Genomic DNA, 13,755 nt, shown 5'->3' on the forward strand with positions numbered 1-13,755 from the left:
ATCAAACAAAATTGTATTTTTTAAATAAAGCACCTCAGATGAAAGCAAAAATCCACCCAGAACATGAGTGGATTTTATCGTAAAGCAATATCGAAAAACAATTTTCAAGGGAAGCCTACCTGACCTAATAAAAAACTTGTCCTTAGAATTAGTTGAAATCTTCATGGTTTTATCAATGATATTTGGTATTTGTGGCTATCTTGGTTTATTATTTTCATTGCTACCTAAACTTGAAAACAAGTACCAGTTGAAATTTATATTATTGGTTCTTGGGATTATTGGTTCTGTGACATTTACAACAATCACAGGCGGAAAACGAGCGTGGACTTGGGTTTTAAGTATAGAAGAATTTGACGGGTGGATTATTTGGGTTTGGCCTCTAATCGTTACAATTATACTAATAGGTTTAAACGGTCGAAAATTGTTCAATAAAAATAACGGATAAAATAACTGGTGGTCTTCGCCGTTGTTGCTGTTTTCACGGGGTCGCCAAGACCAACAACACGAGCGTAAGCAACTCGTTACTTTGCATTCTACTACATTTTTTTGTTGCTGACGCTCAATTCGTTGGTCTTGGCGACCCCGAGAAAAACTCTAACGAAGGCTAAATGGTTTTTGATGATAATTCAAATCACTGGTATTCCCCATAACAAAAGCGGCTTCCGAAATCGGAAGCCGCTTTTGTTATGGGGAATATTTTGTGACTAAGCACAGAATTCATCAAAAACCATTTCTAAGTGTCCAGCAATCATTTCTGCCGAACGACCTTCGATGTGATGACGCTCTACAAAATGAACCAATTCACCATCTTTAAACAATGCCACAGATGGCGACGATGGAGGATATGGTAAATGATATTCACGAACTTTTTGAGTCGCCTCTTGGTCAACCCCTGCAAAAACCGTTACTAAATGTTCTGGTTTTTTTGCAGCGTTCCAAACAGCTTCTTTTACACCTGGACGAGCAGTACGAGCAGAACAACCACAAACAGAGTTGATAAACACTAAAGTTGTTCCTTTTTCAGCCAATACTTGATCAACTTCTGAAGCTGATTTTAATTCTTTGAATCCTCCTTCTACGATGTCAGCACGCATCGGAGCTACTAAATGTTCTGGGTACATGATATAAAGTTTGAAAATTTGAAAAATAGTCAATTTGAAAATTGTTCTTCAAAGAAACACTTCAAATATGATTTTATCTTGTAATAAAAAGCTAATAAAAAAACGCTATTAGCACAACTTGATTCAAAACACAATTACATAAAACCGAGTTCCAATTTGGCAGCCTCAGACATCATGTCTTGTGAATACGGTGGGTCGAAAGTTAATTCTACACTCACTTCGCTTACACCTTCTATTTCACGTATTTTTTGTTCAACCTCAACAGGAATAGCTTCAGCAGATGGGCATGAAGGTGAAGTTAAAGTCATCAATACATAAACATTGTTTACAGGAAAAATTTTAATATCGTAAATCAAGCCAAGTTCATATACATCCACAGGAATTTCTGGATCATATACGCCTTTTAATGCTCTGATTACTTCTTCTTTTAATTCAACTTCCGACATGATTTCTATCAATAATAATGAATTTCTAGGATTATATTTAGTAAATAATTAAGCTTTTAAGCCATAAGCGATAGCATAATTTTTCATTTGCTTTACCATCGAAGCCAAACCATTTGAACGAGTTTGAGCTAAATGTGAAGTCATTCCAATTTTATCAATAAAATACAAATTAGCAGCAGTAATTTCATCAGGCGTATGTCCAGATAATACTCTGATTAACATATTCACCAATCCTTTTACAATAATCGCTTCTGAATCTGCTTCAAAAAATAGTTTGCCATTTTCAAAACGAGCATTCAGCCAAACTCTACTTTGGCAACCCTTAATGATATTATCTTCGGTCTTTTGCTCTTCTGGTAAGCCTTTTAATTTTTTACCTAAATCGATGATGTATTCATATTTATCTGCCCAATCGTCAAAAAGTGCAAATTCATCAATGATTTCGTCTTGTGTTTCGTTGATAGTCATAAATTCTTTTGAATAGTTTTGAAAATAGTAATTACACTATTTTCAAAACTACAATAACATTTTCTTTACTCGATGAATACCCGCTACTAATCTATCTACTTCCTCAATCGTGTTATAAACGGCAAAAGAAGCTCTTGAAGTTCCAAGTAAATTAAATCTTTGCATCAAAGGCTGTGTACAGTGATGTCCCGTTCTTACAGCAATCCCTTGATTATCAAGCAAAACTCCAATATCTTGATGATGAATCCCATCAATTACGAAACTCAATACTGATACTTTTTTCTTTGCTTGACCAATTATTCTTAGTCCTTCAATTTCAGATAATTGTTCAGTAGCATAACCTAAAAGCATATCTTCATGGGCAGCGATATTTTCTCTTCCAAGTGCATTTGCGTACTCCAAAGCTGTTTTTAACGCTACAACATCTGCAATATTTGGCGTACCTGCTTCAAACTTGTATGGCAATTCATTATAAGTAGTTTTTTCGAAAGTAACATCCTTAATCATTTCGCCACCACCCATATACGGAGGCATGGCATTCAAGATTTCTTTTTTGCCATACAAAGCTCCCATACCCGTTGGTCCATACAATTTATGAGCCGAAAAAGCATAAAAATCAGCATCTAAATCTTGCACATCAATATTAAAATGTGAAGTAGCCTGAGCTCCGTCAATCAATACTTTTGCACCATATTCATGTGCCAAAGCAATAATTTCTTTTACTGGATTGATTGTACCTAATGAATTAGACACATGGTTTACCGCTACTAACTTTACTTTTTCTGAAAGTAAGTTTTCGTAAGCTTCCATATCTAATTCTCCTTGTTCAGTTACAGGAATTACTTTTAAGGTAATTCCTTTTTCTTCACAAAGCATTTGCCAAGGCACAATGTTAGAATGGTGTTCCATCCCCGACACGATGATTTCATCTCCTTCTTTGATGAATTTTCTACCAAAAGTACTTGCCACCAAGTTAATGCCTTGGGTAGTACCAGAAGTGAAAATAATTTCTTCTGTAGAAGATGCTCCCAAAAATTCACGAACGGCTTCTCTCGAAGCTTCAAAATCACGAGTAGCTCTTTCGGCTAAAGTGTGAATTCCTCTGTGAATATTGGCATTATCGAAATTATAATAATGAGCAATGGCATTGATAACAGCTGTCGGCTTTTGAGTCGTAGCGGCGTTATCAAAGTAAACCAATTTTTTTCCATTGATTTCTTGATCAAGAATAGGAAAATCAGCTCTTATTTTTTGTATATCTAAAATATCGGTCGTTATCATGGTTTCAATGGTGCTTTTTACTGTGAGCAATTATCCCTGATATATCTTATCAACAACTAACTCCTGTAAATATTCTTTAATGGCAGGAATTTTCATCTTGTCAATTACTTCTTGTGCGAATGCCAACATCAATAAAGCTCTTGCTGATTCTTTTGAAATACCACGAGCTTGCATATAAAACAAAGCGTCTTCGTTCAATTGTCCAGTAGTTGTACCGTGCGAACACTTAACATCATCTGCCCAAATTTCCAATTGTGGTTTGGTATTCATAGAAGCATTTTCAGACATCAATACGTTTTTACAAGATTGAAAAGCGTTTGTTTTCTGTGCATCTTCACGAACAAAGATTTTACCGTTGAATACTCCAACAGCATTATCTTTCAAAATACCTTTATATAATTCGTTCGATTCTGAGTTTGGTTTGGCGTGATCAACAGCAGTATGGTTATCAATATGCTGTTTTTTGTTTGGAATATATAAGCCAAACATATTCGCTTCTGCGTACTCGCCATCAATTTTAATATTGAGGTTATTACGTACAAAACCGCCATTAGCTGTTACAGTATTGGCAGTAAAAACTGATTTACCAGCTTGTAGCACCGATGTTGTACCAATATGATAAGCTTTGTCTGATTCGTTCTGAACTTTGTAATAATGTACATTTGCTTCTTCTTCAACAAAGAATTCAGTTACTGCATTGGTAAATGAAGCGTTTTCTCCTAAAGAACGAAATGCTTCTGCAATCTGTACTTCTGAACGTTTGCCAACAACAATTAAATTTCTTGGCTGACATGCTACATTTACTTTTCTTGCATCAGCAATGAATCTTAAAATAACTGGCTGAGTAACTACTTTATTCGCTGGTACATGTACGAAAATTCCGTCATGAGCAAATGCAGTATTTAATGCCGTAAAAGCATTAATTTTTGAATCAGCATATTGGTTAAAATACTTCTCAACTAAAGCTGGTTCTTGCTTAACTGCATCAGAAAAAGTTAAAATTTGAAGTTCTGAAGCTGGACTTACAATAGAAGAAAGTTCTGCATTGTAAACGCCATTCACAAAATAAAGGATATTTCCTTCAAGGTTTGGGATTGACGATTCTGCTACGTCTTGTGCTGAAAAATCAGAAGCTGCATTAAATTCAAAAGCTTGATTAACCAAGTTTTTGACGTTAGAATACTTCCATTCCTCGTGTTTTATCGTCGGAAAGCCCAAGGTTTCGAATGTTTTCAACGCTTCTTGACGAACTTGGTGAACAGCAGATTTTGCTGCACCATTCATACGTCCTTCAATCGTTTGAAAATCTGAAATTAATTGAGCCTTTAATGAATCTTTATTATCCATGTTAATAATTGATATTGCTGTGTTATCAGAATGACCAATACACAATAAAACTCTAAATTGAATTAAGCGATTGTTTCGCCCAATTCTTCAGCATCTACTTCTGCTTTAATCCAGTCGTAACCTCTTTCTTCTAATTCTAAGGCTAATTCTTTAGTACCAGATTTCACGATACGTCCTTTGTATAAAACGTGAACAAAATCAGGTACGATATAATCTAACAAACGTTGGTAGTGAGTAACCACAATCACAGCATTATCAGGAGATTTCAATTTATTTACGCCTTCAGCTACAATACGAAGGGCATCAATATCAAGTCCTGAATCTGTTTCATCCAAAATAGCTAATTTTGGTTCAAGTACAGCCATTTGGAAAATCTCATTTTTCTTTTTCTCACCGCCAGAAAAACCTTCGTTCAAAGCACGGTTCAAAAGAGATTGGTCGATATTCACATAAGCCATTTTCTGCTTGAACATTTTCAAGAACTGAACAGCATCCATTGGCTCTTCGCCACGGTACTTACGGATTTCGTTAACAGCAGTTTTCAAAAAGTTAGTTGTTGAAACTCCTGGAATTTCAACTGGATATTGAAACGCTAAGAAAATACCTTCAGCAGCACGTTCTTCAGCAGCTAATTCTAATAAATCTGTTCCGTTAAAATCTACGCTTCCACCAGTTACTTCATAGTCTTCACGTCCTGCTAATACAGAAGCTAAAGTACTTTTCCCAGAACCATTTGGTCCCATGATTGCGTGTACTTCACCTGCCTTAACTTCAAGATTAATTCCTCTGAGGATTTGCTTCTCCCCAATCTTCGCCTGTAAATTGTCTATTTTGAGCATTTTATCTATTAATTTCTAAACCTTGATTGATGGAGATTAACATTTACCTATTGATGTATTTCAAAATGATTACTCAATTGTAAACTTCTCAATCATGATACAAAATTAAATATTGTATTTTTTAAATACTATACTTTATTTAGAACAACTCTAAGTAAATGAAAAAAGTTTGGTCATTCTTATATATTTAGCGATTTGCGAAGGGGAAAACGACATGATTAAAGCCAAAATAATTAAAAACTGGATGGGCAAAATTATTTTCTCAAAAAATTATTGTTTGAAAACATGGTTTAAATTCAATAGGCAATGTTTTCAAAATTACCTTTTAAAACAGGCTTGACAATGCTGAAAAATTATGAGTACTTGCGAGAAATCAGATTTCATCAATCATTTTTATGGAAAATCTCATCCAAGTTTCTTCAGAAGTAGGCACGCTTAGGCGATTGCTCATTCATAGTCCCGATAGTGGTTTAGGCAAAGTTGTTCCTTCAAAAGCACAAGATTGGCTTTTTGAAGACATCGTTCATTTAGATACAATGCGTCGCCAAGAATATGATTTTTACGTAAAAACTTTACTTTACTTTCTCGACCCCGATAAGATAAAAGGCAAATTGGCAACTATTAATGCCGATAAAGAACGTAATTTTTTCAAGCCAGACCATCCAGAATATTTCAATTCAGACAAAGTAATAGAACTTCAAAAATTACTTTCTGATATTCTTGAAAACGATTTAGTGAGAATGAAACTCGTTGCGGCGGCTTGTGCCATTGAAAAAGAATGGTATTCAACCCATGATGAATTGTTCAATCTGCCACCCATCGAATTAGCTAAAACCTTAATTTCTGGAAGTACTCCTTCTGGCGAAATGCTTTTTCCACCTATTCCAAATTTCATTTTTACTCGTGATATTGGCATTACCATCAACGACCATATTTTACTGAATCGTCCCAAAAAACAGGCTCGTACTCGTGAAGCTTTATTGGTACAATATATTTTCTTTAATCACCCAATTTTTGATGCCGTTCGTAAAAATTTGATTGAAATTCCAGACAATGAAACGCTTTTCTTGTTACCAGAATACGAAGCCAACGAAGCCCAAACAACTTTGGAAGGTGGCGATGTAATGATGGTTGCTAAAAACCATTTATTGATTGGCATTTCTGAAAGAACAACCGTAAATGCAGCGAAACAAGTGATTAAAATCTTGTTTGAAAAGAAAATTGTTGACAAAATTACTTTGGTGAAAATTCCGAACAAACGTGATTACATGCACATTGACACGGTTTTTACACAAGTAAAACGCAATGTTTGGGTTTTGTTGGGTTCTTTGGCAAAACCACAATTGAAGGCAGAAGATGAAGTATTAATCAAAGCGGGTTTGCTTCCATCCAAAAAAGCGGAACAAGTACATATCGTTCAGTTTCGTCGTGGACAAGCACATGAACCTCGTGAAATTGCTAGTTTGGAAGAATTATTAACAGAAATTTCAATTTACGACCTTGGTTGCCAACCATTGGATGTTAAATTTATTTATTCAGGGAATAATGAATTTCCTTATGGAGCCAGAGAACAGTGGACAGATTCTTGTAATTTGTTGGCAGTGAAAGAAGGTGTGGTTATCGGTTACGATAGAAACGATAAAACACTTGAGGCTTTCAAAGAAGTAGGATTTGAAACCATTAAAATGGAAGATTTATTAAATGATTTTGAATCGGAAAAACGTTCGCCTGAAACCATTCAAAACACTTTTATTATGCTTCCTTCGGCAGAACTTTCAAGAGCAAGAGGTGGCTCGCACTGTATGTCGATGCCCATTTTAAGAAGTGAACTATAATCAAAACAAGCATTTAATTAACAATTTCAAAAGCCATGCAAAATCAAACTACTGCTCATATTTTAATGATTCGTCCAGTTCGTTTTGGTTTCAATGAACAAACTGCTACTTCGAATGCTTTTCAAAATCAAGCTTTTGGTAAAGAAACGCAAGCTAGTTCACAAGAAATTGCTTTAAAGGAATTTGATGAAATGGTGGCTCAACTCCGCAAAGCGGGCGTTGATATTATCGTTATTGAGGATACTCCAAACCCACATACTCCAGATTCTATTTTTCCGAACAACTGGATATCGTTTCATAACGATGGCACAGTAATGCTGTATCCAATGCAAGCAGAAAATAGACGATTGGAACGTAGAGAAGATATTGTAGATAGCCTTCAAGAGAAATTTTATGTCAATAAAGTCATTGATTTGTCGTCTTTCGAACAAGAAGATAAATTCTTGGAAGGTACAGGTTCAATGGTGTTAGACCGAAAAAATAAAATTGCCTACGCTTGTATTTCACCAAGAACGCATCAAGAAGTATTGGCTGAATTCGCCTTGAAAACGAATTATCAAATTGTTTCTTTTGAAGCAGTAGATGGCAATGGCAAACAAATTTACCATACCAATGTATTGATGTGTGTTGGCGATATGTTTTCTGTAGTTTGTTTGGAAGCTGTTCCAGATTTGGATGAACGCTTGCAATTGAGACATTCTTTAGAATCAAATGGTAAAAGAATTATTGAAATTACGCTGGCACAAATGAATCAATTCGCTGGCAACATGCTAGAAGTAAGAAGCGAAAAAGGCGATAAAATATTAGTGATGTCTGATGCAGCTTATTTTTCATTAACTTCTTCACAAATAAAAATTCTTGAAGATTACTGCACAATTCACCATTTCGACCTTTCGATGATAGAGGGAAATGGTGGCGGTTCTGCTCGTTGTATGATGGCAGAAGTACATTTACCCCTGAAATAATTTCAAATTGAATTCCTCAACAATGTTTTCAATGAACTTTCAGATTAACTTTGTCGTTTGAAAAACAACAACATGATATAAATTTTAATAACGATATGGTAACGATCACAGAAATAGCAGCCAATAAAATCATAGAACTACGTCAAAAAGAAGGACTTACTAGCGACTTTAATGTTAGAGTAGCCGTTGAAGGAGGAGGATGTTCAGGCTTGATGTATAATCTTGATTTTGCTTCTCAGCCACAAGCTACTGACATGGTTTTTGAAGATAAAGGCGTAAAGATTATGGTTGATAAAAAATCAATTCTATATTTAGCAGGTACAGAACTTGATTTCTCAGACGGTTTAAATGGAAAAGGCTTTCAATTCAAAAATCCAAATGCTACTCGTACTTGTGGATGTGGCGAAAGTTTCTCGGTTTAAAAATCATTACGATTCATAAAGGTTGTCATTTAAGCAAAGCTTAGATGACAATTTTTTTTTGAGCTACAAGTCATTTCAGAAAACTCTCCTCTCCTTCTGCTAAAGTAACAAGTCAATAAATTTGATTCCTACAACATTTATCACTTTTTCGGATAAAGAAGATTAGTCTCATCTCAATAAAAATTGGTTGAGCATGAACAAATAATGGTGGCATCTCATTAAAAATTGGTCAAGCATGAACAAAAAATAGTGACGTCGTAATAAAAATTGGTCAAGCATGAACAAATAATGATGGCATCTCATTAAAAATTGGTCAAGTATGTACAAATAATGGTAGCATCTCATTAAAAATTGGTCAAGTATGTACAAATAATGGTAGCATCTCAATAAAAATTGGTTAAGAATAAACAAATAATGGTGACATCTCATTAAAAATTGGTCAATAATTAACAAATAATGGTAGCATCTTATTAAAAATTGGTCATTAATGAACAAAAATGATGACACTTCATTAAAAATCAGTCAATGATTAACAAAAAGTAGTGGCGTTTCAATCAATTTTTATTAGTCTCCAAAATAACCCTAGCAAGTATCATCTCTTTATTTTATTAATATAATCTAATATTTTCACGAATATTCATAATTTTGACTCGTATTTAAACATTCAGTTATGCTTTACTCAAGAATTGCAGGTATCGGACATTACGTACCTGAAAACATCATCAGCAATCAACATTTAGAAACATTAATGGATACTTCGGATGCTTGGATAACTGAACGAACGGGAATCAAAGAGAGAAGATACTTTACTTTGGGTAAAGATACCAACGCTTCGATGGCTACGGAAGCTGCCAAAATAGCCATTGAAAGAGCTGGAATTAGTGCAGATGACGTTGACTTTATTGTGTATGCTACCATCACTCCTGATTATTACTTCCCAGGGCCTGGTTTTGTGATGCAAAGAAATTTAGGGATTCAAAATGCTGGAGTACTTGATATTCGAGACCAATGTTCTGGATTTATTTATGCTTTATCTACAGCAGACCAATTTATTCGTTCTGGAATGTATAAAAACATTTTGGTGATTGGTGCTGAAATACAATCTACTTTCCTGAATCCAAGTAATGAAGGAAGAGGCGTTGCTGTAATTTTTGGAGATGGTGCAGGTGCTGTGGTTGTTCAAGCAACGGAAGATGAAAACCACAGAATACTTTCAACCCATTTACACGCAGATGGCAGATATGCAGAAGATCTTTATGTTAAAGAACCAAGCAGTAGTAGTTCAGGTAGGTTTTATGACAATTTAATAGAAGATAAAACAAGTGGAGATGTAATTATGAATGGAAATGCTGTTTTTAAACATGCAGTAGTGCGTTTTCCAGAAGTAATTCGTGAAGCTTTAGATAAAAATGGTTTACAAGCGGAAGATATAGATTTATTGGTTCCTCATCAAGCTAACTTAAGAATTTCAGAATATGTTCGCCAACAAATGGGATTACCAGAAGAAAAGGTCATGAACAATATTCAAAAGTATGGCAATACAACGGCAGCTTCTATTCCAATAGCTCTTTGCGAAGCATGGGAAACTGGTAGAATAAAAGATGGGGATTTAATCTGTTTAGCCGCTTTTGGTAGCGGATTTACTTGGGGTTCAGCTTTGATTCGTTGGTAAATACTTGACCATTAATTCCCATTGTAAAAAGAAAGTAAAGCATTAAAGTCTTATTCAAAAAAAATAAAAAACCTGCAAAGAAGTAAATCCTTGCAGGTTTTTTATTGATATAATCTCAAAGCTGTCAACTACCAAATAAAACGAGTAGAAAGGAATGTTGATTCTTGGTTTTCTACAATTTGGTTAATGATTGCTTTATTCTCTGTAGTCTCTTTTGTTGCTACTACCGTTCTGATTGAGAATGAACGCAAAGCAGCTGTTACTGAGAGTGTTCCTTCTGCTGAATCTTTACGACCAGTGAAAGGGAAACCGTCTGGTCCACGCTGACATTGTGAGTTAATATTTACACGAGAAACTTGGTGAACAGCTACATCCATTAATTCAGAAATTTGGTGAACATCTTTGCTGAATATGGATACTTGTTGTCCATGAGATGATTCAATTAAATAATTAATTGGCTCTTGAATATCGCTGAATGCTACAACTGGAACTAATGGACCAAATTGCTCTTCATGCCATACTTTCATTTCTTTATTCACAGGATATACCAATGCTGGGTAAACAATTGATTTGAACGATTCCCCACCACCTTCGTTAACTACTTTAGCACCGTGAGCAATGGCATCTTCAATCAATTCTTTTAAATATGCTGGTTTGTTTGGTTCTGGAAGTGGCGTAATGTTTACTCCTTTTTCCCACATCATTCCCAATTTCAATTTGCCAATTTCTTCAGACATGCGTTTATTGAAAGCATCAACCAACGATTCGTGAACCCACATCATTTTCAAAGCTGTACAACGCTGACCGTTGAATGACAATGAACCTAACATACATTCTTTCACGGCTAATTCTAAATCTGCACTTTCAGTAACGATGGCAGCATTTTTAGCATCTAGTCCTAAAATTGCTCTCAAACGGTTTACTTTCGGGTGCATTTTTTTCAATTTATCCGCTACTTTCGACGAACCAATCAAAGTCAAAGCATCAATTCTACCTGATTCCATTAATTGTGGAACTACCGAATTTCCACGACCATAAATAGTGTTAATTACACCCGCTGGAAACGAAGTGCGGAAAGCCTCTAACAATGGATAATGCAATAAAGTACCATGTTTTGGTGGTTTGAACATCACGATATTTCCCATAATCAAAGCAGGAATTAATGTAGTAAATGTTTCATTCAATGGATAATTGAATGGTCCCATACACAAAACAATACCAAGTGGCGAACGACGAACTTGTCCGATAATTCCTTCTTCAATCATAAATCTTGAAGAGTTACGGTCGATGTCTTTCAAAGCACCAATTGTATCATAAATGTATTGAACGGTACGGTCGAATTCTTTTTGTGAATCACCTAAAGATTTCCCGATTTCCCACATCAATAATTTTACAACTTCATCACGTTTCGTAATCATTTGCTGCGTGAATTTCTCAACGCATTCAATACGATGAGCTACAGACATTGAAGGCCACTCGCCACGACCGTGGTCGAAAGCTTTTACGGCAGCATCCAAAATCTCCATCGCATCCTCTGGATTGGTGATTGGGTACGAACCGATTCTTTTTTGTTCTAAACCGCTTGGCGTTTGAACATAAATCGGAGACCAAACGTCTTGGGTTTTTCCAGCCCATTGGCGCATCTCACCGTTTACTAAATACTCTCTTTGCTCAATCGGCTCAGTGAGGTTATATTCCGCTGGAATCTGAGCTTCGGTTGGAAATAATGTTTCTAAGTTTTTTACAGATGACATGAATTTTTCTTCTTAAAAAAGTACAATGATTTAGATTTTCGTCTTGGCAAAGTTTAAAAGAAAGGAATTTCAACAAGTAGAATACTACCGTTTTATTTTAATAATTATAAATATACTAAAAATAGTTCTAATTATTGTTTTGTAGTTAAAAGTGCTTGATACTTCTTTAAGAGAAAAAAAATGACTTGTCAAAAGGTTTTCAACTGATATTTTCGACGAAGTTTGTTAATTAAAAACTTCTTTTGAGCTGTAAAACTCTCAGGATTTACCTGATTAAAAATCACTTTAAGGTCTTGAAATTCCTCTGGATTATCCCAAAGAAATTTTTCTGAATCTATATTTTTTTGTTCGAGATACTGTTCAAAAACCATCATGATTGTATTGAATATTTATGAAAAATTGGTTCATTGAATACTAAGATTCAAGTAAAACGATTGCTCTTTTTTGTTTAAAAAATAAATATACCAAAGAAGTAAATGCAAAAAAAGCAGCCAGAAAATATGGAATAATAATGTTCTCTACTTTTCCTTGGTAAATTTGTCCTGCAAATAATGCACCTAAACCAATTCCTGCCTCCAAAGCGATATACGTTGTAGCAACTGCTCTTCCTCGATAATGTTCGTCAGATAAATCTACTGTCCAAGCCATTAAAGTTGGCGTATTGAATCCCCACGAGAAACCAAATAAGATGGATGCAAGTATAAATATCCAAAACGAGCTAGTTGATGCACAGAGTATCATTGAAATTACCAAAATACCCGACGAAATCATTAAGATTGGAATTCGTCCATATTTATCAGACGATTTTGCAAAAAATAATCTGACCGTCAATGAAGAAATCGTATAAATTGTAAAGAAAAGTCCTTTGTTGCTAATACCCAATAATTTGGTTTGGTCTGGCACAAGTGTCAATAAAACACCTGAAGAAAAAGATACCAAAATCATTACGGTAAAAGCGGGAATTACTCTAGGCTCAAAAACATCTTTCCAACCAATTTTAAATAATTTCAGCGAAAAAGCTTCTTTCTGACTTGTAGGAAGTGTTTCTCGCATATTAATTAAAATCAAAATCGACAACAATGCGAAAGCTGAAGAAGTAAAAAACATCACATTGATAGAAGTCCAATCGGTTAAATAACTTCCAATACTTGGTCCGATTGACATGCCCGTTGCTGTAAAAATCCCTAGCATTCCTTGTGCTTCACCTCTCCTATCCTCTGGAATAATATCAGCTACATAAGCAGCAGTTGCGGTTGGTTTTGTACCCGTAGAAAAACCATGTAAGAAACGAAGTAATAAAAATCCCGCAATGGTATGCACAAAAGGATACAATCCTCCGCAAACAAAACAAACGATTGAACCCAATGCCATAACGGGTACTCTACCGATGGTGTCCGTCAATTTTCCAGAAAAAGGACGAGCAAAACCTGCTGTAAGCGTAAATAAAGCAATGATGTAACCAATGTATTCTTTTCCACCCATCGAACCCAAATAGTCAGGCAATTCTGGAATCATCATTTGAAAACTAGCAGAAAAAAGAAAATTACTGAAGCAAAGTAACCAAAACTGAGTAGTATATATTGAAGGTTGTTTTTCCATTCGCAA

Annotated in this window: 14 protein-coding genes; 5 read left to right on the plus strand and 9 right to left on the minus strand. The window is 35.1% G+C overall.

All coding sequences use genetic code 11. The features are described from left to right. The first annotated feature begins 67 nt into the window (after positions 1 to 67). Positions 68 to 445, plus strand: coding sequence for a hypothetical protein (locus tag VB776_RS20970; RefSeq protein ID WP_323698830.1), 378 nt, complete (start codon positions 68 to 70; stop codon positions 443 to 445). 259 nt (positions 446 to 704) lie between these two features. On the opposite strand, the gene VB776_RS20975 is transcribed toward VB776_RS20970, so the two are convergent. From VB776_RS20975 to sufC, 6 genes are all read right to left on the minus strand, one after another. Beyond that, complete coding sequence (locus VB776_RS20975; protein WP_323698831.1) at positions 705 to 1,121, minus strand: BrxA/BrxB family bacilliredoxin; 417 nt, start codon at positions 1,119 to 1,121, stop codon at positions 705 to 707. A 134-nt stretch (positions 1,122 to 1,255) separates the two neighbouring features. Next, entirely contained in the window at positions 1,256 to 1,567 is a 312-nt protein-coding gene (locus VB776_RS20980) for an SUF system Fe-S cluster assembly protein (RefSeq protein WP_184131099.1), read from the minus strand. Between the two features lie 48 nt (positions 1,568 to 1,615). Then, positions 1,616 to 2,035 (minus strand): SufE family protein, encoded by a 420-nt coding sequence (locus tag VB776_RS20985; protein WP_323698832.1) that lies wholly within the window; start codon positions 2,033 to 2,035, stop codon positions 1,616 to 1,618. Between the two features lie 48 nt (positions 2,036 to 2,083). After that, positions 2,084 to 3,316, minus strand: coding sequence for a cysteine desulfurase (locus VB776_RS20990; protein ID WP_323698833.1), 1,233 nt, complete (start codon positions 3,314 to 3,316; stop codon positions 2,084 to 2,086). Positions 3,317 to 3,346: 30 nt separating this feature from the next. After that, entirely contained in the window at positions 3,347 to 4,663 is a 1,317-nt protein-coding gene (sufD, locus tag VB776_RS20995) for a Fe-S cluster assembly protein SufD (protein WP_323698834.1), read from the minus strand. A 62-nt stretch (positions 4,664 to 4,725) separates the two neighbouring features. Next, on the minus strand, positions 4,726 to 5,502 hold the full coding sequence (gene sufC / locus VB776_RS21000) for a Fe-S cluster assembly ATPase SufC (protein WP_184131087.1): 777 nt from the start codon (positions 5,500 to 5,502) through the stop codon (positions 4,726 to 4,728). A 395-nt stretch (positions 5,503 to 5,897) separates the two neighbouring features. Between sufC and VB776_RS21005 the strand changes: the two genes are divergently transcribed. From VB776_RS21005 to VB776_RS21020, 4 genes are all read left to right on the plus strand, one after another. Next, positions 5,898 to 7,337: an arginine deiminase family protein gene (locus tag VB776_RS21005; protein WP_323698835.1), complete on the plus strand. Its 1,440-nt coding sequence runs from the start codon at positions 5,898 to 5,900 to the stop codon at positions 7,335 to 7,337. 35 nt (positions 7,338 to 7,372) lie between these two features. Beyond that, positions 7,373 to 8,302 (plus strand): citrulline utilization hydrolase CtlX, encoded by a 930-nt coding sequence (gene ctlX, locus VB776_RS21010; RefSeq protein ID WP_323698836.1) that lies wholly within the window; start codon positions 7,373 to 7,375, stop codon positions 8,300 to 8,302. A gap of 95 nt (positions 8,303 to 8,397) precedes the next feature. Next, positions 8,398 to 8,724, plus strand: a complete 327-nt coding sequence (locus VB776_RS21015) for a HesB/IscA family protein (RefSeq protein ID WP_323689013.1) — start codon at positions 8,398 to 8,400, stop codon at positions 8,722 to 8,724. Between the two features lie 670 nt (positions 8,725 to 9,394). Beyond that, positions 9,395 to 10,396 (plus strand): beta-ketoacyl-ACP synthase III, encoded by a 1,002-nt coding sequence (locus tag VB776_RS21020; protein WP_323698837.1) that lies wholly within the window; start codon positions 9,395 to 9,397, stop codon positions 10,394 to 10,396. A gap of 128 nt (positions 10,397 to 10,524) precedes the next feature. Here VB776_RS21020 and VB776_RS21025 read toward each other — a convergent pair whose 3' ends face one another. The 3 genes from VB776_RS21025 to VB776_RS21035 all read right to left on the minus strand — a co-directional run bounded on the left by VB776_RS21025 (position 10,525) and on the right by VB776_RS21035 (position 13,749). Beyond that, a complete protein-coding gene (locus tag VB776_RS21025) occupies positions 10,525 to 12,150 on the minus strand; it encodes an NADP-dependent glyceraldehyde-3-phosphate dehydrogenase (protein ID WP_323698838.1) in 1,626 nt (541 codons plus the stop codon). A gap of 188 nt (positions 12,151 to 12,338) precedes the next feature. Continuing rightward, complete coding sequence (locus VB776_RS21030) at positions 12,339 to 12,524, minus strand: hypothetical protein (RefSeq protein ID WP_323698839.1); 186 nt, start codon at positions 12,522 to 12,524, stop codon at positions 12,339 to 12,341. Between the two features lie 40 nt (positions 12,525 to 12,564). Further along, positions 12,565 to 13,749, minus strand: coding sequence for an MFS transporter (locus tag VB776_RS21035; protein WP_323698840.1), 1,185 nt, complete (start codon positions 13,747 to 13,749; stop codon positions 12,565 to 12,567). Between the last annotated feature and the right edge of the window lie 6 nt (positions 13,750 to 13,755).

This window comes from Arcicella gelida, assembly GCF_034931025.1.
GTDB classification, from domain to species: domain Bacteria; phylum Bacteroidota; class Bacteroidia; order Cytophagales; family Spirosomataceae; genus Arcicella; species Arcicella gelida.

Excerpts from the sequence above, each read along its gene's own strand:
- sufD (WP_323698834.1), bottom strand. The coding sequence starts at position 4,663 with ATGGATAATAAAGATTCATTAAAGGCTCAATTAATTTCAGATTTTCAA.
- VB776_RS21025 (WP_323698838.1), bottom strand. The coding sequence starts at position 12,150 with ATGTCATCTGTAAAAAACTTAGAAACATTATTTCCAACCGAAGCTCAG.
- VB776_RS21005 (WP_323698835.1), top strand. The coding sequence starts at position 5,898 with ATGGAAAATCTCATCCAAGTTTCTTCAGAAGTAGGCACGCTTAGGCGA.
- VB776_RS21035 (WP_323698840.1), bottom strand. The coding sequence starts at position 13,749 with ATGGAAAAACAACCTTCAATATATACTACTCAGTTTTGGTTACTTTGC.
- VB776_RS21020 (WP_323698837.1), top strand. The coding sequence starts at position 9,395 with ATGCTTTACTCAAGAATTGCAGGTATCGGACATTACGTACCTGAAAAC.
- VB776_RS21015 (WP_323689013.1), top strand. The coding sequence starts at position 8,398 with ATGGTAACGATCACAGAAATAGCAGCCAATAAAATCATAGAACTACGT.
- ctlX (WP_323698836.1), top strand. The coding sequence starts at position 7,373 with ATGCAAAATCAAACTACTGCTCATATTTTAATGATTCGTCCAGTTCGT.
- VB776_RS20990 (WP_323698833.1), bottom strand. The coding sequence starts at position 3,316 with ATGATAACGACCGATATTTTAGATATACAAAAAATAAGAGCTGATTTT.
- VB776_RS20985 (WP_323698832.1), bottom strand. The coding sequence starts at position 2,035 with ATGACTATCAACGAAACACAAGACGAAATCATTGATGAATTTGCACTT.
- VB776_RS20980 (WP_184131099.1), bottom strand. The coding sequence starts at position 1,567 with ATGTCGGAAGTTGAATTAAAAGAAGAAGTAATCAGAGCATTAAAAGGC.
- VB776_RS21030 (WP_323698839.1), bottom strand. The coding sequence starts at position 12,524 with ATGATGGTTTTTGAACAGTATCTCGAACAAAAAAATATAGATTCAGAA.
- sufC (WP_184131087.1), bottom strand. The coding sequence starts at position 5,502 with ATGCTCAAAATAGACAATTTACAGGCGAAGATTGGGGAGAAGCAAATC.
- VB776_RS20975 (WP_323698831.1), bottom strand. The coding sequence starts at position 1,121 with ATGTACCCAGAACATTTAGTAGCTCCGATGCGTGCTGACATCGTAGAA.